The organism is Okeania sp. SIO3I5, assembly GCF_010672085.1.
Classification (GTDB): Bacteria; Cyanobacteriota; Cyanobacteriia; order Cyanobacteriales; family Microcoleaceae; genus Trichodesmium.
On sequence record NZ_JAAHHT010000185.1, the window covers coordinates 1 to 19,280 of the forward strand.

The 19,280-nt window shown below is 35.6% G+C and carries 15 protein-coding genes; 6 read left to right on the forward strand and 9 right to left on the reverse strand.

Features of this window, described 5'->3' with window-relative positions; genetic code table 11:
- Together F6K40_RS29415 and F6K40_RS29420 are read left to right on the forward strand one after the other, a co-directional pair.
- Nucleotides 1-2,165 (forward strand): Calx-beta domain-containing protein (locus tag F6K40_RS29415; RefSeq protein WP_293140967.1); only part of this gene is annotated, 2,165 nt, incomplete at its 5' end.
- 196 nt (nucleotides 2,166-2,361) lie between these two features.
- On the forward strand, nucleotides 2,362-3,249 hold the full coding sequence (locus tag F6K40_RS29420; RefSeq protein ID WP_293140969.1) for a hypothetical protein: 888 nt from the start codon (nucleotides 2,362-2,364) through the stop codon (nucleotides 3,247-3,249).
- Between the two features lie 342 nt (nucleotides 3,250-3,591).
- Here F6K40_RS29420 and F6K40_RS29425 read toward each other — a convergent pair whose 3' ends face one another.
- The 4 genes from F6K40_RS29425 to F6K40_RS29440 all read right to left on the reverse strand — a co-directional run bounded on the left by F6K40_RS29425 (nucleotide 3,592) and on the right by F6K40_RS29440 (nucleotide 8,420).
- A complete protein-coding gene (locus F6K40_RS29425) occupies nucleotides 3,592-4,329 on the reverse strand; it encodes an acyltransferase (RefSeq protein WP_293140971.1) in 738 nt (245 codons plus the stop codon).
- 2 nt (nucleotides 4,330-4,331) lie between these two features.
- Nucleotides 4,332-6,200 carry a DUF5060 domain-containing protein gene (locus F6K40_RS29430; protein WP_293140973.1) on the reverse strand — a complete coding sequence of 623 codons (1,869 nt, stop codon included), beginning with the start codon at nucleotides 6,198-6,200 and terminating at the stop codon, nucleotides 4,332-4,334.
- Nucleotides 6,201-6,483: 283 nt separating this feature from the next.
- Nucleotides 6,484-7,380 (reverse strand): DUF6473 family protein, encoded by an 897-nt coding sequence (locus F6K40_RS29435; protein WP_293140975.1) that lies wholly within the window; start codon nucleotides 7,378-7,380, stop codon nucleotides 6,484-6,486.
- Between the two features lie 194 nt (nucleotides 7,381-7,574).
- Complete coding sequence (locus tag F6K40_RS29440; protein WP_293140977.1) at nucleotides 7,575-8,420, reverse strand: Stf0 family sulfotransferase; 846 nt, start codon at nucleotides 8,418-8,420, stop codon at nucleotides 7,575-7,577.
- A gap of 16 nt (nucleotides 8,421-8,436) precedes the next feature.
- Here F6K40_RS29440 and F6K40_RS29445 point away from each other — a divergent pair, with 16 nt between their 5' ends.
- Nucleotides 8,437-8,697, forward strand: coding sequence for a hypothetical protein (locus tag F6K40_RS29445; RefSeq protein WP_293140979.1), 261 nt, complete (start codon nucleotides 8,437-8,439; stop codon nucleotides 8,695-8,697).
- Between the two features lie 148 nt (nucleotides 8,698-8,845).
- Here F6K40_RS29445 and F6K40_RS29450 read toward each other — a convergent pair whose 3' ends face one another.
- From F6K40_RS29450 to hpsE (F6K40_RS41095), 3 genes are all read right to left on the reverse strand, one after another.
- Nucleotides 8,846-10,537, reverse strand: a complete 1,692-nt coding sequence (locus tag F6K40_RS29450; RefSeq protein ID WP_293140981.1) for an alkaline phosphatase family protein — start codon at nucleotides 10,535-10,537, stop codon at nucleotides 8,846-8,848.
- Nucleotides 10,534-11,499, reverse strand: coding sequence for a hormogonium polysaccharide biosynthesis glycosyltransferase HpsE (gene hpsE, locus F6K40_RS29455; RefSeq protein ID WP_293140983.1), 966 nt, complete (start codon nucleotides 11,497-11,499; stop codon nucleotides 10,534-10,536). The genes F6K40_RS29450 and hpsE (F6K40_RS29455) overlap by 4 nt, the downstream gene beginning before the upstream one ends.
- Before the next feature lie 673 nt (nucleotides 11,500-12,172).
- Nucleotides 12,173-13,966: a hormogonium polysaccharide biosynthesis glycosyltransferase HpsE gene (gene hpsE, locus F6K40_RS41095; protein WP_365673217.1), complete on the reverse strand. Its 1,794-nt coding sequence runs from the start codon at nucleotides 13,964-13,966 to the stop codon at nucleotides 12,173-12,175.
- Nucleotides 13,967-15,128: 1,162 nt separating this feature from the next.
- Here hpsE (F6K40_RS41095) and F6K40_RS29470 point away from each other — a divergent pair.
- From F6K40_RS29470 to hpsP, 3 genes are all read left to right on the forward strand, one after another.
- Nucleotides 15,129-15,284 (forward strand): hypothetical protein, encoded by a 156-nt coding sequence (locus F6K40_RS29470; RefSeq protein WP_293140985.1) that lies wholly within the window; start codon nucleotides 15,129-15,131, stop codon nucleotides 15,282-15,284.
- A 476-nt stretch (nucleotides 15,285-15,760) separates the two neighbouring features.
- Nucleotides 15,761-16,174 (forward strand): hypothetical protein, encoded by a 414-nt coding sequence (locus tag F6K40_RS29475; protein ID WP_293140987.1) that lies wholly within the window; start codon nucleotides 15,761-15,763, stop codon nucleotides 16,172-16,174.
- Between the two features lie 286 nt (nucleotides 16,175-16,460).
- A complete protein-coding gene (hpsP, locus tag F6K40_RS29480; protein WP_293140989.1) occupies nucleotides 16,461-17,645 on the forward strand; it encodes a hormogonium polysaccharide biosynthesis glycosyltransferase HpsP in 1,185 nt (394 codons plus the stop codon).
- Between the two features lie 64 nt (nucleotides 17,646-17,709).
- Here hpsP and F6K40_RS29485 read toward each other — a convergent pair whose 3' ends face one another.
- The gene (locus F6K40_RS29485) at nucleotides 17,710-18,213 is read right to left on the reverse strand and encodes a tellurite resistance TerB family protein (RefSeq protein WP_293140991.1); all 504 of its coding nucleotides are present in this window, start codon (nucleotides 18,211-18,213) and stop codon (nucleotides 17,710-17,712) included.
- Between the two features lie 628 nt (nucleotides 18,214-18,841).
- On the reverse strand, nucleotides 18,842-19,280 hold a 439-nt coding region (locus F6K40_RS29490; RefSeq protein WP_293140993.1), incomplete at its 5' end, for an alpha/beta hydrolase.

Sequence of the window (19,280 nt, forward strand, 5' to 3'; positions counted from 1 at the left end):
TATTTACAGGATTAGAGATATCAAATGGAGAAACCATCACAATTACAGGTACAGCAGAAGAAACAGAATGGGCAAGAGTAGATTATGTAGAATTTATCCCAGTGTCGGCACCCATAACAGGACCAGGTACATTATCCCTGAGTGATGAGAGTTACAGTGTGAACGAAGATGGTCCGAGTGCCGAAGTAACAGTAACCCGTAGCAATGGTAGTAGTGGAGCAGTCAGCGTTACACTAACCCCCAGCGATGGTACAGCAACAGCGACTGATGATTATGATGACACTGCTATAACAGTTAACTTTGCCGATGGAGAAACTCAGAAAACTGTAAATATTCCCATCGTGGATGATAGTGACATAGAGGGAGATGAAACTATTAATTTAGCTTTATCAAACGCCACAAATGGAGCAACTCTAGGTACTCAGGATACGGCAGTTTTAAGAGTGGTAGATAATGAATCACCACTTCGTATAGAAGTAGAAGACATGAGTCTGAGTGGGTACAAAACTGAATCCACAAGTGTCGCTTCCGATGGTGCAGTAGTTTCTTTGTTGAATTCAGGGGTCACACGAGGAATTGCTGCCGACACATTTACAGGAGAAACAGGTTATTACGATGTCAAAGTTGGTTTCTTTGACGAAAATGATGGGGAAAGTCAAATTTCCATAGAAATAGGAACAGGAGAAGAGGAATGGACTTTAGACGAAGACTTAGGGAGTGATGGAGTCAGCGACAGTAATCAAGTAGAACGAACCGTATTTACAGAATTAGAGATATCAAATGGAGAACACATCAAAATTACAGGTACAGCAGAAGGAGCAGAATGGGGGAGAGTAGATTATGTAGAATTTATCCCAGTGGCAGCACCCACAACAGAACCAGCGCCAGGAACTATTAATGGTACCGCAGCAGGAGAAATTTTAACAGGAGACGAACAGGATAACCAGATTAATGGTTTTGGTGGCGATGATACTCTCAATGGAGCTGAGGGAGACGACAATTTATTTGGGGGTTCCGGCAACAATATCTACGATGGTGAGGATGGTAATGATACAGTCAGTTATGCCAACAACCAAAGCAGTGGAGTTATTGCGAACCTCGACACTGGTAATGTCAGTCGCAAGTTTGAAACTTGGTCTGAAGATTTTAAAATTCTGCCTCTAGGTGACTCCAACACTCGTGGATACCCCAATGAGTCTAGTATCGGTGGGTATCGCAACGAATTATGGAGGTCCTTAAATGGTGCTGGGTACAATTTAGATTTTGTTGGTACCGCCTACAGTGGTCCTTCTGATATCGATCAAGACCACGAAGGTCGCGGTGGTTTGACTATTGATCAACTTACAGATAATACTGTCTCGAAAAAGAAAGGTTTCAATGACCCAAAAGTGCCAACATACACAACCATTGAAGATACCTTGGAAATTCAGAACCCAGATATGGTTTTATTAATGGCAGGTACGAATGACATTATGTTAGGTGATGATGCAGATCAAGCGATCGCTGACCTAGAAGAACTTGTGGATAGAATTGTTACTGCGGCACCAGATACCCATGTATTGGTTGCTTCTATTCTACCGAATACTTCTAATGCTACTCGTGAGGCGAGAACTGCTGAGTTTAGTGGTCGCGTTGAAAGCGAAGTTGTGCAACCAAAGGCAGATGCTGGTGACAATGTTAGTTTTGTAGATATCTTCAATGCTCCACTAATTTCTAGTGACTTTACTTCTGATGGTTTCCACCTGGAATCTAGTGGTTATGATAAGTTAGCAGAGGTTTGGGAAGATGCTATAGTTAATACTGTTGTTGCTGAAGACACTCTCACAAGTGTGGAAAACTTAATTGGTTCTGATGGTAATGACGAACTCACAGGGGATAATGCTGCTAACGAACTTACTGGTGGTGCTGGTGATGACACCCTTACTGGTGGTGGTGGAGATGATTTGTTTATCTACAGCGAAGGAGATGGAACAGACGTTGTGATAGACTTTGAACTTGGTAACGATTTATTTGGACTATCTGGTGGTTTAACTTTCGATGACTTAACAATTCAAGATGCAGGGGCAAACACCGAAGTTAAAGTTACTTCCACTGATGAAGTTTTAGCCGTACTTGAAGGAGTGGTTGCAGATGATATTACCTCTGCTCATTTCACAACTGTCTAAAATCTTCTAATGTCAAATCTGCTCTTCATGGAAGTGTTATATCAAATCCGGTAGTATCGGATTTGATATGACAGTTTACTATTCCCTATTCCCTATTCCCTAGTGCGTAGCGCTATAATATTAAAGTAAACAGGTAAGTTAGTATCAGGGACTTACCTGTTTTTGTATACAATAATAATTAGTCCATGGGGGGAAAATGAACAGTTTCACTTATCACGATTACGATCAACAATCTAAAAGCTGTAGAGTATGTGGTAGACAATTTAAGTCAGCACCTAAAGCAGATAATTGTCCTGGTTTAGAAGTAAGACAAGATAAGAAAAATGAGGCTCCTGAATATATGCTGCAACAATTAAACCGATATCTAAAAGATGATGCCGTACCAATAGCATATAAGGATTATCCAGATTATAGAAATAGCAAAAACCGAAACCCAAAATATTATATTTATTCCTATAAGGATACATTAATTAGGGATAAATCATTGCCAAAAGCTTATAAAGATGTGTCTGATATACCAGGAAATCCTATCTCAACAAAACAAATGAAGGAAGAAAATTTAGAACCTAAAGAAGGCGCTAAATCCATAGGAATAGTGGGTTTTTATGGTCAAAAATTTTTCTATTGGGTTTATTATTATGATAGGGGAGATACTCAACCTGGAGATGGTTTAAACTATATCACTAAAGGGAGATTAAAATCAGAATACAACTTGTCTGAAGGGTGGATTAAAAGGTTAGGAGAGCCAGATAAGTTGGTAGACAATCCGTATTATAAAAAATCTGCACCTATGCAGTTATATCAAATTTTCAGAGTTAGAAAATTCCTCAAAGACAATGCTGATGAATATTCTGATTGGTTAATAAAAAGAGACAGAATTGTTCTTAATTACAAGCGTAATTGTATGATTAAAAAGTTAAATCAAGCAAAAATCAATCACCAGAATAAATTGTGTTTAAAATGTAAGTTCTCTAACTTTTCTGATCAGGGTCTGTTGTGCAAAATTCACTCTACAGGATTACCTGATAATGTTCCAATGAAAATGTATTGTCCCGATTACAAATGCGACGATTTTTATAGATAATATCATGTCCGGTTGAATAGTTATAAATAAGGAGGGAGGAGTCAGGAGACAGGAGACAGGAGACAGGAGGGAAGAGGAGAAAATTTTGGGATATGAAGGAGGATCAAGTTTTTTGGTCGCTTCAGCTCACGGAGTTCTATCACGCTCTTATCCGGACATGATATAAATTGTCAGTGACATTTAGGCCAGCCAATAGTTTACAGCAATTTTCCTGCACGGTAGACCACAGTAGGGACGTTCCATGGAACGTCCCTACAGGGTTTTGGTTGTGACGATGTGGTTTATCAATCTGAAAAGCGCTGTAAAATTTCTTTTTCTTGCCAATTTGGTTGATATTTATCCTTAATCGTTCTCTTTTCGCTTCGAGATTACTTTAGCTGGTACACCAACAGCAACTGAGTAGGGGGGAATATCTTTTGTCACCACCGCTCCTGCACCAATCACACTACCTTCACCAATAGTAACTCCGTCGAGGACTTTCACCCCACTACCAAGCCAACAATTATCCTCAATTACAATTCCCTTATAGCTATAACCTTGCTCTCCAATTTTGCGATCGAGGTCGGCAAAGTTATAATTATGAGCATAGATAGCTGAATGAGAAGCAATCAGACAATCCTTACCAATTTTGATATTACCATAACCAGATATACAAGTATAGGGACCAATGTAGGTTCGATCGCCAATCTCAGTTTTACCAACTTCGTGAACTTTAATATCAACGCCGCGATCGAAGCGCACTTGTTTCCCAAGATAAACTCTACCACCTTCACCAGTAGTGCTAATACGAACATCCCGATCCAGATATACTCGATTACCAATCTCAACTTCATTACCTTGTGGAACATCAATGTAAACACCAGGATTAATAGTAACTCCATCTCCTATTTCCACGGAACTACCATCAGTAAATTCAACACTGGATTGAATACGGACAGATTTACCAATCCGCCGAAACATAGTACGGTATAGGAGACTTCGCAATACTATACCAGGCGGTAGGGGAACCCATCCTACTAATGTTGTCAAGACCATAGTTTTACCCCGTAACCATTTTGAGGGAGATTGAGTTTTTGTCATACTCATGGCAAATCTTTTTTAGTTTCAGCTTGGGAATTTTGATTTTTGTTACGCTCGATCAATACAGTCCAATCCTTGTCATTATCACTAGGAGGATTACCTATAGATTTTAACCCGGAACCAGTAATTGAATTAACTGAGCCATTTTCTAATTTACCACCCTGACGGGGATTATACCATTTAATAGTATAAGTTCCAGTAGGAATTTCTAACTCAGTAGAGCCACCATTTTTGAGATAAATTGCATAAATTTCACCTATTTTTGCCAAAGCATAAGCATCTGGGTTGGAAACTAATTCATCATTGTCAGTCATTTCCCAGAAAGGTAAATAGTTATGGAAAAACTCTAAAGCGTAACGAGTTAAATCCCACATATGATCCCGCGATCGCCAATCTTCACAGTTCAGATCATTGTGGGGAAATTTATAACCAAAATACCACTCACTACCTGAACCATTTGCCATCAAGTTACCCCAAAGTCCTTCCTTTCGGACATCATCGTGCCAATAATCATTTTTATCTGGTTTGACACCTACCTGCGCTGGACCAAATTCATCGGCACCAACAAACCATTTATGCCCTACTTTTCCTGACTCATCAATCCATTTCTGTGTCTGAGTATGAGTTTTGTTTACTTTCTTCATTTGTAGAGAAGCTCCAGTAAAATTCTCATCTCCAAGAAGAGGTTGATATACTTTTTCTTGCTCCGAAGGATAGGTATGAACAACAAGAGGATGGTTGTATGGATCGTGATTATGAAAATAGTTAGCAAATTCTTTAAGTTGTTTAGTTGTATTTGTATTCTCCTCACCAAGATTCCAAATTAAAGCAGGATGATGGGCAAAACGAGCAATTAATTCTCGATAGTAAAGTTGGCGTAAATTACCAAGTCTTCCCCAATTCAGTAATTGATCATTTTCCGTTTCTTGAGTCACAACATGAAGCATTAATCCTAGTTTATCCATGTGGGAAAAGACAATTTCCCACTGAGCAAGTTTACTACAATCAAAGCGATCGCGCTGATTTTTACTAATCCAAGGAAAAACATCATCTCCGTCTCCTTTGACATTCATAGTTAAGAAATAAACAACATTCATACCCTTGCTAGATAGATAATTCAATGCTCCGATAATATTTTTACCTTTATTTTCTTGCCATAGTGAATCTCCTGGTTTCCAATCTCTCTCATGTGGTTGATATTTGTGTTTATCAGTCTGAGTATTATCAAATTCATAGTAAGCTAAAAAATTTTCTGGACTATTAGCACCACCTTTGAGAAAATATTCCCCTGTACCTTTAAACTGGAGGTAGTGTTTGCCTACATAATTTAGCAAACCTCTACTGCGAAAATCAGGGTTATTTTTATCAGTTTCAGTAACAATAAACGAACCTTTTGCACCATCAAAAGCAATAGCTTTTCCTGCTTCTAGATTGTCATTTACTGCTATCCATCTTCCTTGGCGAAAAGAAGCTACATAATTCCACTCACCTACTTCATCTGGCATAAAATTCACTTGCCATTTATTCCCAGTGTCGGCACTTGTTTCTGCTGCATTACCATCAGCAGCGTAGTAACCAGGAACTGTATAAATATGATTTCCATGAGAAAAAGTTACATTCAGTCGATAGTCACGGAAGGGATTAGGATTGGAATTCTCAGAGGTATTTAACCCATCAAAAGTAATAGTTATCTTGTGCCATTGTTTCAATTCTCCAGATATAACACCATTAACATTATGATTATTTGCTATGCTAATATTACTATTTCTTGTTGTTTCTTGAGTACAGGAATAAATAGTTAATAATATCAAGAATCCTATCAATATCAATACTTGAATTTTATTAAATACTTTAGCTTTATATCTTGGCATTTTCTTCATTATTAGTATCGTAAGCATTCAGCTATCAGCTATCAGCTATTGCTTTTAGTTTGTCAGGACTTACGCAAAGAAACCCGGTTTCTACGAGAAACCGGGTTTCTGGGTTCCCATGGCTTTAGTCCTGTTGTTAAAAACAACGATTTATCCTAAAAACCCGGTTTCTTTGCGTCAAAACTGTTTGTGATCAAAGCTTTATTATTCAGAATTAAACCTTACTACAAATTATTTCTAAGAAGAGGTAATTATTAATTATTAATTATTAATTATTAATTATTCAATTCGTATCTAAGATTTCTTGACAAACTGGGTAAAGCATTTCGGCAGCTTTAATGTGCATTTCTGGAGAAGGATAATATCTATTTACTCCCTTCTTATTTCCGTTAAAATCAATTAATTTTTGAGGCAATCCCACCTTAGTGACGCACTCTACATAAAAATCACTATGAGGTTTAATTTGCTCAATCATTTCTTGATTAACTAATTGAGGAAACTCTCCAAACAAACTATTTAAAGGACTGCGACTTCGTAAAATACCTATACGATTTTTTGATTTTTTTTCGACAAATTCGCTAAGTTTGTGAATCAAATTTTTCCCATAACTTTCTTGATATTGAGGAGTACGAACAGAAAACCAAAACAGAACTTTAGGTACTTTAATCGCATTTAATAATTCAATCATTTCTGTCACATAATTTTGTCTAGTTTCCGCAATTAAATCTTTAAGAAAATTCTTTTCTAATCCCCTTTTATCTTTCCCGTCAATCAAATCTTTAATTGCATTCTCCGACCTCATTTTTTGGTTATCTATTCTTCTGACTACTACCGCACCTCCTAAAGATTCATAAACAGAATTACTAACACTCCTACCAGATACAAATTGAACCACAACTAACTTAGATTTATTCGCTGAATCTATAATTAATGGTTGTTCAATAAAATATGATGGACCTATTCCTCCCGCACCAAAATTAAGAGTACCTATCTTAAGTTTATCACCTAAAATTCTTGGAAATGGATTTAAACAATATCGACCAAAAGTCTGAGCTGCACCCAAGTAGGAAATATTATTTTCATAATTTGATTTAGGTCCTCTTAATTCTAAATCTTGAAACTGATATAATTGGTAATCTATCAGGTTTTGATCGTTTTTTTGATAATAGTTTTCTGTCATTATTTATTTTTATTTGTTAAATTTTTAATTATAGTAGTTCTTTAACATAATTCTTTAATATAAGAGGTACAGTTTTATATATCCCCCCTGCCCCCCTTTGTAAGGGGGGAGTCTTCAAAGTCCCCCTTTCTAAGGGGGATTTAGGGGGATTGTAAATGTACTTCATAACTGTGGGAATTGCTATATATTATTTACTATCCTTCAAAATAATCTATCCAAGGAGTTTCTTGAAATTTTTCTTTCAATTCTGAATAATTGATAATAATCTGTGACAGTGATTCTTGTGTTTGTTTATAGGTATATGGATATAATTTTTGATAGGGAACACCTAGAAATTCTTGAATTTTCTTAGTTTCATTAATGTAGTCTTTAGCAAGATTTTCATAGATTACCTCAAGAATCTGATGTTCGGCAAATAAATTATCATATTCCCTTTGTAAATTTTGTAGAGTTTCAAAATGCTCAATACAATTATCATAATCTATTTCTAGCCTCAAACTATCTCCTTTGGAGTTACTATTATTAGCTTTAACAACCCATTGTTTACTCTGTCTTGCTTTAGTTAAAGATACATATTGCTGAAGCAAATTTTGACGTTTAAGATGAATTATTTTTAAGTCTTTTATCTGCTTAAGACGTTCCCAAATACATTTTTCATTTTCAGCTTGAGCATGGTTATAAAACAATTTAAACCCCACTGCTGATACCGATTTGGGAAAATCACGAAAAACAATATTATCCATAAACTGAATCGGATGATTTTCTCTCATTTCCCAGAATTCTTCGGAATTATAACCAGGATAATCCCAAAAAATTTTTTTTCGTTTAGAGTCTTTATGAAAAACTTCTGCAAATGCTCTAATTTTACTGTGAGATTGTAGAAGACTACACAAAAAATTTGAACCCGTTCTTGCTGTACAAAGAATAATAAATTTTTGATAATTATCACTGCCTGGAAGTAGTCTTTTTTCTAAGAGTGAGTCAGTAGTAATTACACTAAATCTTCTCAACTTACGAATAATTTTTGTAGGTAATATCATCTTAAATATTTCAACAATGCCTAATTCTGTTTACAGCAATTTCGGAGTTAGTGAAGTACAAAATTTTTTTTTGTTAAAAGCTGGAAACCTGTTAGTAATGAGTGGTAACACAACCTTCCAGGTTGTTACAGCCTTGAAGGCTAAACTGCAAGGATATAGATTAACCTTTAACTGTACCTCACCATCCTCATGCATTGCTGTAAATTGGTATTATAATCGTATAGCAACTGCTCAACTAAACTTACTCAGACTTACTCAAAAAGCTCAAAATAATTGATAATTTTAATAATTGATAACTATTTAGAGTTGAAAATTCTTGTACGAAAAACGTTAACCCTTTTTATATCTAAAAAGATCAAATTTTTGTACTAAGTTTAGCAAACTAATTCATTATCAATTATCAATTATCAATTATCCATTATTCATTATCTTTCCCTACTCCCTACTACCTCTTTTCTAGAGATTTCTAATAGAGATTTACCATCAAAATATTCAGGAATTTTAGCTTCCATCAACTCTAAAATAGTAGGTGCAATATCGATCGCCTGACCTTCTGGTAAATCGGAATTAGCTTCAATCCCCGGACCTTTTGCTAATAAAAATCCATCAGTTCGATGTCCGCCACTACGATAGTAAGTAAGAGGACCAATCCTGCCCAAATCAGGACTATCTATCACATCACTTGGACTTTCTTCCCACAAGACTACTAAATCTGGATCAGGAAGTAAACGATCGCAACTTAGTGCATTTTCCTCTGTCCGAGTTCGCACCACATCTTTAACAATTGATTCTCCTGTCCTAGCATCCTTGAGACGATAAAGATATTCTGTCAACTCATCGCAAGTAGCATTATAATCAGCAGGTTCAACAATACCTTTTCCTTCTCTTCCTTTAAGATTAATACGAATATGTCCTGCGGCAAAAGCTGGTAAAGCAAACGCTTTCATTTTATGCCATAAAGGTTGATACCACATACCAGGCATCCAATGCAATGCTGATGATTTTTCTCGTAATTCATAAGGAGAAACTAAATGTGACTCTTCTCCTACAGCTAAAAACTTATCAAATTTACTTGGAGTCCACTGTTGTAAAAACTGCTTAATTGGATTAGGATTGTAACGTCGTTGCCATACTTCTCCTGACCAACTTTTTCGTTTAGGATTAGTAATTAGTGAAGGTGGTGTTTTTCCCAATTTACCAGGAGCAATACCGACTTTTCCAGGAAAACTATACCGATACAGCAGTTCAGGAAGAAAAGTCATACTGAACATATCAGTAACATTATTTCCCATACCGTGAACAGCAAAAACTAACACATAAGCATCGTCAGGAACTTCTGCTACAATATCCCCAATAGCTCGATCAATATCCTCAAAAGCTTCCAGCATGGTATCGCTATCACCTTTTTTATAAGGGTAAAGAGGATTATCCTCTTGACTCAGATGCCAGAAATCATGACCTGCAGTGTGAGTCTCAGCGAAAACTGTTAAGAATAAATCCCATTCTTCTCGCTTCAGTAAATCTTTACATATCTCCACACGATTAGATATACTAACCTTTAATCCCTTTGTAATTCGGTTAAAATAGTTTTTGTCCCACCAATATCCATAATCTTTGTGAAGGACAGGATTTTTACCATATTTCTTAATTATATCTGGCAAAACTTCGGGAGGTTGAGAATGACTAGGAGTATGAGGTGCATGACCTCCCCAACCCAGAATTTGCAAGCCATTTACCCCCTCAGAAAGAGAAGATATTGGCACATCAAACGTAGCTACTCTGCGATCCTCAAGAGCATAAAAAGGGGGATATTCTTTATAATCATAGCCTCCGTTAACCGTATCGTGGCTTACTTCATAACTGTCTGAATTATAGTGTACAGGAGTCCAATACCCAGTTTTATTAGGTAGACAACCCGTACCAAACATCACCCAAAGTCGTTCTGTTGAGGATGTTTCCGTGGGAATATTATTGTAATTGACAGTATTACTTAAACGGCTATAAGCTCCTGTTTGTCGCAGTTGATTGAGGTTTTTCAAATGCCCTTTTTCAAACCATTTTTCCAGTAGATTAGGATCGGCAGCATCTAATCCAATAGCAATTACAGGTTTTTTCATGACAATCTCCTAGACAAAAGTAATGTTTTTAAGAAGTAAAAAGGACTAGCAAAACTACTTAAGTAAAACTCCATTTCACAACTAGCAATTAAGTCAGTTCTGACTTGCCATTTATATTTCACTATATGTTGTATTGTTCTTTTCAGGCTGCCTAACATGATTTTCACCATAATAAATGGTTTTTCCCAGGTTTTAGCACCAATCATTCGCAAGTAACAAATACATAAACAAGAGCCTCTAATTAATGAAATTAAATAATCTTTTTCTAGCCTAGATTTAGGTATATGATGAGCCACTTGCATCTCAGGATTATACCATATTTCCCAACCTGCTTTATGCATATATAATAAAGGTTCATAATCGTCGCCTTGAATCATTGAACCTTTTGCTCTTCCCCCTAAAGTAGGACGACTCGGAACATTATCTAACCAAGCTTTTTTACGGATTACCCAAGAAGCAGATGGAGGCAAAATTAACTTCTCTGGAGAATATAAATGTGCTTTTAACCCTCTTTCTCTTATTGCCAGAAAAGATTGTATTCTTTTAAAATTTTCTGGTGGGGGAACTTCAAAATCTCCATGAATTTGACCACCGAATGCTCCTGCTTGAGGATATTTTTGACCAAATTCATAAGCTGCTGCTACCCAATCAGAAGCAGGTATAACATCATCATCTAGAAAACCTACAAGTTCAGTTTTTGCTTCTCTAATTGCTCGTTGTCTTGCAAAAGCAGCCCCTTGTTCTACTTCAAAATAATATCTTAAATCATAAGCTTCTGACCAATTTTTTTGGTAATTTTTAACTATTTCTGCGGTACTATCTTTACTGTTATTATCAACAACCAGAATTTCCCAATCAAAATGTTCAGTGTTAATTTGCTCTCGCAACTTATCCAGAACTTTTGGTAAACGTTTTTCCCCATTATAAGTAGGGATAGCTACCGTGAATTTCACCTGTTTCATAGAGACTTTATATATATTGTCAATCATAACTTATGTTGCATTTATAGCAGTTGAAGTTAAGTAAAAATTAAGATATGAGTTAAAAACTATAACTTTAGATAGTTAGGAGTTATACCAAATTCAAAAAAGGCTGTTACATTCCAATTTGTGATTTATTCCGACAATTTAATACTTTATCGCTTGCATTCATTGTCAAAATTAAAGTTTTTTCCTCCATTTTTTGTCTATTTATCTTTCCTGGTTCCGACGTTCCTTATCTTCTTTCACCTGTTCTTTAACTGTAGCAATATTTTATGAAAATGGTATTACACAAAGAAACCCGGTTTTTACGATAAACCCTTGTTTTTAACAAAAGAGAGCTATGAAAAACCGGGTTTCTGGCTTCATCTGCGTTAGTCCTGATCGTCACACTTTTTATTCTGTTCACTTCTAATTGATTCGATCCTAACCTTTGCTTCACTTGCCATAACTGCCAATTTATCTCAGAAAAATTAGTTTATGAATGGATAATGAATTAATGAATAATTACCTCTAGTTAAATCTAATGGTTTTAACCAAGTGGGGAAATCTCCTAGCACTTTTTTTTCCTTAAAAGGAGAGGCTTTAAACCTCTAGGGATTAATGATCAATTATCAATTATCAATTATCCATTAGTAACAACCATTTTCTGAACCTAAGAACTAACTGTATTTAAGTTGAAATTATTCATTTGATCTTCAGTAAATGTAAAGATCAAAGGTTGAGGATAATTTATGGCATATCCTTGGGCATAATCCACTCCTATAAGTTTAATATTTTCCATTATATTGCCGTTTTCAACAGCTTCTGCAATGGTCTTAATACCTAATTGATAACCGAGATTATGGATTTGTTCTATTCCTCTAATATTTTTCTGATGATTAGCAACTCCCTTGACTAATTGACCATCAATTTTCAGATAATCTATAGGTAGTTGTTTGAGATACTCAGGCATTAAACTAGAACGACTAACATTATCTAAGGTAAACTGAAAACCAATTTCTTTACAACTATTCATTAGTTTTGTTGCTTGTTCTATATTAGTAATAGCAATCTTTTCACTGATTCCTAAACTAATTGTTTCTGGTGAAATTCCATAGATATTAAACTGCTGATACAAGAAATTTATGAATTTTTCATCATTGATACTAGCAGCACTAATATTAATCTCATACAAACAGTCATTGTCTTGAGATACCTGAGAAAGTCGAGTAAACAACTTCCGAATAACGAATCTGTCAATAGTTCCCATCAAATTATAACGTTCAGCAGTAGGTATAAACTCTCCAGGTAATATAATTCGGCCTTTTCTGTCCTCAATTCGCAGCAGAATTTCCGAATGTTTTCTGTTTAAATCTTGGTTGCTAATAGGAAATATACTTTGAGTATAAAGACAGAAGTTTTCTTCTTCAAAAGCTGTGGCAATACTCTCTAACCAATCTTCACTTTTAGCGATTGGTGGGTAACTTCTGGCTTTAGCTTGAGACTCTCGTTGTTGAGCATACAAGAAAAAGGGACTTTTGATCGTATTCCACAGAAATTCTGTCTTGCAAACTGTGGCAGTATCACTTTTGATTGACTTACGTTTTTTAATCAGGTGAAGCACTAATCGTCGCCAATCATTAGCCATGTATGCGGGAAAAGCTAAAGGTTTTTGCCAACTCTTGAGAGTCATCATTCTCAAACGATTTCGGCTCAAACCTACACAGCGAACTAGGGCTAGTAAGTAATCTTTTTCCAGTCGTGAATTAGGAATTTTATGATATACTACCATTGCAGGGTTGTACCAAATTTCCCATCCTGCTTGCTGAATATTTATTAGAGCTTCTAAATCTTCACTAGCTAATCCAGCTTCTTTACCCGTATGATTCAAGAACAACGTCTTTGGAACCGCTTTTTCCCACGCTTGTTTGCGAACTACTACTCCAGCACCAGGAGGTAACATCTTATGTTTAGGATCGTATAAACGTGGTTGATTACCTCGTTCTACAATCGCTAAAAAACAAGCTATTTCTTTCAATTTCTCTGGAAGTTCTAATTTTGAATTCTGCTCAAAAAAGTATCCATGAATCTGACTGCCAAAAGCGCCAACTTGAGGATGATTTTTCCCAAAAGCATAAGCTTGGGATACCCACTCAGGCTCAGGTAAGTTATCATCATCTAAAAAACCAATAAATTCTCCTCTGGCTTTTTCTACTGCTCTTTGTCTAGCAAATGCAGCTCCTTGCTTTGGAGCAAAAGCATATCTCAATGGAATTAATTTAGGCCAGTTAGCTTGATAATCTGCTACTACTTTAGCAGTCGTATCTGTACTATTATTATCGACTACAATTATTTCCCATGAGAAGTGTTCGGTATTTATTTGTGATTTTAATCTGTCTAATACATCTGGGAGACGGGTTTCACCATTATAGGTAGGGATAGCAACTGTGAAATCAACTTCTTTCATTTTCTAATTCAAGTCTTTCAAAGTTTTTCAAGTTATTCCAGTCGATCCTTCTATATCTAGGGTTTGCTGAATCAAGTCTTTTTGTTAAGGTAGGGTATAGATGTTTACCTAAAGCACAACTTTCCTGACTCATGGGAGCAAACGTTAACGCTACGCGACATGTTTGCTCCCATTCCCTATACGAAAACGCATTTTTGTTATGCAACGTCCGTAGGTCTTAGGGAGTAGTAAGGGTAACGGCAGCCCCTACAGGAGAAATGGGAGTTATAGAGAAGGCGGTCGAAAAAAGAGTAAGAGTCATTTTTATGTCTCACGTTACCCCAAAATCCTCACTTTTTGAGATCGCTGCAACCGAAAAGCTCGCACTTTTTAAAGCTCTAAAACTCCTCACACCTTATATCTGTCAATACTTTTGATATTTAATCAGCAAGCCCTATCTACTTAAAGACTAAGGAAAAAAGATACAGCGTCAACACCGGGGTTGGGGGTGACTCCCCCCTTCTTTCATCACCCCTTTCAAAGATTATGAATAACTTATATTATTAATAATAATGTATGAATAGAAAAAAAAGTTGTCGATTTTCGACAGTTTTAATTAAAAAGTCGAAAAAGCAGTCATGGCAATACATTCAACATCAACTTTGCTACAATCGACAAAAGAATTTTTAAACATTGTCGAAAATCGACAACAAAAATTAATCATTAGGATGGTATAATATTATTTCTCAAAAACTTTTCTACGCTTTCTTGAGCAAGGGACCTACCCCTAACCACTCCCAGGAGCACAGTAGGGACGTTACATGGGACTTCCTTACGGCAGAAGCAAACATAAGAATAATTAACATTAACTTAGCTAAAATTAGGAAAAAAGTGATTTGGTTTGTGGTGATTAGTTGATAACTGAAGTATTGCCCAAGTACAGCACTAATGCCTGGGAAATGGTATTAAGATTAAATTTTCATACCATTTCTCTGTTCTGTATTTTGAAAGTGTAGAGGAATAAAGAGGTAGTAGGGAGCAGGGAGCAGAGATTAGGGAGAAATAATTTATGATTTCTGTAGGATAATTGATTTTATTTTTGATTATTGGAGATGTCTATTTAGTAGCGATCGCTCCCTCTTAAATTGTATCAGTTTTATTAAGCAAAATTTAAGATAAATTTATGCGAATATTACAAATAGTACCATCTATCTCTCTTATTTATGGGGGGCAAAGTCAAATGGTGCTCGGACTTTCTACTGCCCTTGCTGCTCAAAATATAGATGTTACCGAAATATTGTGGTTTAAAGCCTCCCCTTGGATAGGGGATAATAAATAAAAATTTTCCTGTTCGTCAATCCTCTTCTTTTCAAGGAGAGGTAATTCTAAATTCTAAATTCTAAATTCTAAATTCTTGAACATCCTTACTACAGATTCTAATGGGGATTTTGGTCAACCACCTTTAGATGTTCCTCTTGAGCAACCTATTCAACAAAGCTGAAGTACACTTAATCTATTTGCAGTTCAGCCTTCTAGGCTGTAACAACTTGGAAGGTTGAACTGCCAAAATTACCAAATAAAATTTTGTACCTCACGCGCCTCCGAAATTGCTGTAAATACTGACAATATTTTATGTAATACTATGTCCGGATAAGAGCGTGATAAAAACACTTCTTTCTTCTGGTACATTCTTTTCTTCTGTCTCCTGTCTCGAGTCTCCTGACTCCTCCCTAATTATTTATAACTATTCAACCGGACATGATATAAAACATGGTATAATTCTCACAATAAACCCAAAAAATTCAGTTATCAAGCATGAAACGGATATTTGTGGGATTACTAACTGTCGCTACAGTCTTATCCATAGCATCACCTGCAAGGTCAAATCGACTTAATGACCTTTACTACAGTTGCTACGAAGATGGAAATGCTCAGAGTTGTGGTAGGTTAGGTATCCTCTGTGGACAAGGAAACTCCCGAGCCTGCAGCCTAGTTCAAACTGCTAGCAGGGCTGGTATTCTTCAGATTAACTATTACTGCCGACAGCGAAATAATAACCGGGCTTGTAATTTTTTGCAGTTGGTTAGTCAAGCTGGCGGTGTTGGCAACTTAGCTCGTTTCTGCAGTCAGGGCGATCCGAGAGCTTGCAACGCTGTGAGCATTGTCGCTTGCTATGCCTCAGAAAATGCAAGAGCTGGCAGAGGTCCAAGGTGTAGGGCGCTAGATTAATGGCGATCGCCGTTGAGTAGATATACCTGAAGTCAAAAGTAGAGGCAAATACTCATTCGCCCCTAGTGCAGGATGGCAGAAATAATATCATGTCCGCTGGTATCGGAGAGTGTAAACCAAAGAGTGAATATCTACAGGAAATTTACAGCAATTTCAGAGTTAGTGAGGTACAAAATTTTATTTAGTAATTTTGGCAGTTCAACCTTCCAGGTTGTTAAAGATAAGAAGGCTGAACTGCAAAGAGATTAAGTGTACCTCACCATCCTCAAAAGTTCAGACAAAATTTATGCGAATATTACAAATAATACCATCTATATCACTTGTTTATGGCGGGCCAAGTCAAATGGTGCTCGGACTTTCTACTGCCCTTGCTGCTCAAAATATAGATGTTACCATCCTTACTACAGATTCTAATGGGGATGTTGGTCAACCACCTTTAGATGTTCCTCTTGATCAACCTGTTCAACAAAATGGTTATCAAATTCGTTATTTTCGTTGTTCTCCATTCCGTCGTTATAAGTTTTCTCTACCATTATTACAATGGTTAAATCAACACGCTCTTGAGTTTGACTTGGCTCATATTCATGCTCTTTTTTCACCAGTAACTACCATCGCTGCAACTGTTGCTCGTGCTAATAATTTACCCTATATTTTAAGACCTTTAGGAACTTTAGATCCTGCTGATTTACGCAAGAAAAAACAACTCAAAAAAATTTATGTTTCTTTGTTAGAAAAGCGGAATATTGCTCATGCTGCTGGGCTTCATTTTACTACTACACAAGAAGCGAAAGTTTCCGAAAGATTTGGTTTATCGACAAAAGATTTAGTCATTCCTTTAGGTGTGAATCCTCCAGAGAATATTCCAGATGAAAATTTGGTTAATTGTCTTCAATCTCAAGGAATAGAAATTAAACATCCTATGATTTTATTTATGTCTCGTATTGAACCAAAAAAAGGATTAGATTTATTATTACCTGCTTTAGAAAAGTTATTGGCAGAAGGGATAGATTTTCAATTTATTCTAGCAGGTGGAAATCCTCAAGACCCTAATTATGAGGCAAAAATTCACTCACAAATCAAGGCTTCACCTCTTGCTAAATTTACAAAAATAACAGGGTTTGTTACAGGGGAAATCAAGACAAGTTTATTACAAATTGCTGACTTATTTGTATTGCCTTCTTATTATGAGAATTTTGGCATTGCAGTAGCAGAGGCAATGGTGGCAGGTACTCCAGTAGTTATTTCAGACCAGGTTCATATTTGTCAAGATGTGGCAAGTGCAGAAGCAGGTTGGGTTGGTGGTTGTCAAATAGAAGAAATTGCTAGTTTAATTAAGTCAACTTTGCAGAATGAAGCAGAAAGGAAACGTCGAGGTTTAAATGCTAAAAAGCTAGCTGAAAATAGTTATAGTTGGCAGGCGATCGCCACACAAACTATTCAAGCTTACAAAAAAATTATTGCCTATAAATAGGTTAATTAAATAAGTTATCTGGTATGTTTATAATTAATAATTTTCTGGTCAAATTAAATTTCATCTACTGTTCAGAATTTTGATAAGTTTTATACCTTTTAGACTGCTTTTTACTAACCTGATGGATTTCTAATTTAGCTTTAAAAATTGTTGAAGCTTTTTCTGTAGACATTTCCAAGACCTGAAACAAACGAGTTAAAAACACTTGTTCTTTACTAGATAAAACCCCATCTACTAAAATTATGTCAGTAGCTAATGAAAAAGCTGTTTCTTTATACTCTGGATGTAATGAATCATTGGCTAGATCTACTAAATTATTAATTCCTTTTTCGGTGAGTGTATTTAACAACCTATTCAGCATATTTGTAATCTGTTTTTCTGAATAGCTTTTAAACATTTCCATTTGAGACAAAAGCACTATAACTCGTTCTGTTTCTTGTTCTAAAAGATAACCATCTGAAGCAATGGCAGACACCGCAATAGCAGCTATTGCTTCTTGTTGCGAGAATGCAACTCGATGTCCATTGTAAGCTTCAAATACCTTATTTAGTAAACTCATTTTAGGCATTGTCTCCTAATTTATTGTTTATTGATTGTTATACTATTTTATCTTGACTAACAGCTTTATACAGCTTCTTTGTTCTATCACAGGATTATTTTTTTGTCAATACTACCTTTTCTCTATAGTAGATTTATCAAACATTTATAAAATTAATATTCTGAATATTGAATTCCTGTCGAAATTGTGGATAATATTATGTATCTTTAAAACTGAATACCCACAAGAAAAGTTTTAGGAAGTAGGGAGTCATTTCAGTTATCAGTTATCAGTTATTAGTTCATGTCGGCGACAGCCGTTAACGTAGTTATGCGTAGCAAAATGACCGCTTTTTCATCCCCTTAAAGGAGTTCAACAATTAATAATGAATAATTAATAATTCCCTCTCCTTGAAAAGAAGAGGATTGACTAATTATGAAAATTTTTATTTATTATCCCCTTAAAAGAGGAGGATTTAAACCAAAATTTTTCAATAAAAGTGATTTTTTTAGTAACAGGAATTTTTCAAGAGACTATACTTGAGGTTAAGAAAAACATTTTTATTATAGCTAACTAATCAAACTTAATCTAAAAAATTCAATATTTTATTAAGGATTAGCAAGAATACCTTTAAAATTTTCAGACTACTTTAAAAAACCTATTTTAAGTTAGGATAATGATGTTTTAATTGATTGACAAACTGATTAATTCTATGTAAATACTCATCACCTGCAATAGCAGTCACATTATTATGAGCTGCACCAGGAACTATATATAAATCTTTAATTTTAGCAGGAGTAACTGCAAATAATTCTTCGCTCATATAAGGGGGAACTAATGAATCCTCTGTGCCATGAATTAACAAAATTGGTAGTTCTAATTTTCTGAGTTTTGAAATTGAGTCAAATTTTTGATGTAGTAGTAATTTTACAGGAAAAAATTTATAAATCCCACCCTGATAATTGACCATATTTTCCATAGAAGTAAAAGAACTTTTGATGATTAATCCTGCCATTTCTGGGTGTCTTGTAGCTAACTCAATAGCAATAGCTCCACCTAAAGAATGACCATAAACTAATATATTTTGCGGATTAATC

Bases quoted from the DNA above. Each gene is read 5' to 3' on its own strand.
- F6K40_RS29485 (WP_293140991.1), bottom strand. From the start codon at position 18,213: ATGCCTAAAATGAGTTTACTAAATAAGGTATTTGAAGCTTACAATGGA.
- F6K40_RS29440 (WP_293140977.1), bottom strand. From the start codon at position 8,420: ATGATATTACCTACAAAAATTATTCGTAAGTTGAGAAGATTTAGTGTA.
- F6K40_RS29435 (WP_293140975.1), bottom strand. From the start codon at position 7,380: ATGACAGAAAACTATTATCAAAAAAACGATCAAAACCTGATAGATTAC.
- hpsE (WP_293140983.1), bottom strand. From the start codon at position 11,499: ATGAAACAGGTGAAATTCACGGTAGCTATCCCTACTTATAATGGGGAA.
- F6K40_RS29430 (WP_293140973.1), bottom strand. From the start codon at position 6,200: ATGCCAAGATATAAAGCTAAAGTATTTAATAAAATTCAAGTATTGATA.
- hpsP (WP_293140989.1), top strand. From the start codon at position 16,461: ATGCGAATATTACAAATAATACCATCTATATCACTTGTTTATGGCGGG.
- F6K40_RS29445 (WP_293140979.1), top strand. From the start codon at position 8,437: ATGCCTAATTCTGTTTACAGCAATTTCGGAGTTAGTGAAGTACAAAAT.
- F6K40_RS29475 (WP_293140987.1), top strand. From the start codon at position 15,761: ATGAAACGGATATTTGTGGGATTACTAACTGTCGCTACAGTCTTATCC.
- F6K40_RS29420 (WP_293140969.1), top strand. From the start codon at position 2,362: ATGAACAGTTTCACTTATCACGATTACGATCAACAATCTAAAAGCTGT.
- F6K40_RS29425 (WP_293140971.1), bottom strand. From the start codon at position 4,329: ATGACAAAAACTCAATCTCCCTCAAAATGGTTACGGGGTAAAACTATG.
- hpsE (WP_365673217.1), bottom strand. From the start codon at position 13,966: ATGAAAGAAGTTGATTTCACAGTTGCTATCCCTACCTATAATGGTGAA.
- F6K40_RS29450 (WP_293140981.1), bottom strand. From the start codon at position 10,537: ATGAAAAAACCTGTAATTGCTATTGGATTAGATGCTGCCGATCCTAAT.
- F6K40_RS29470 (WP_293140985.1), top strand. From the start codon at position 15,129: ATGCGAATATTACAAATAGTACCATCTATCTCTCTTATTTATGGGGGG.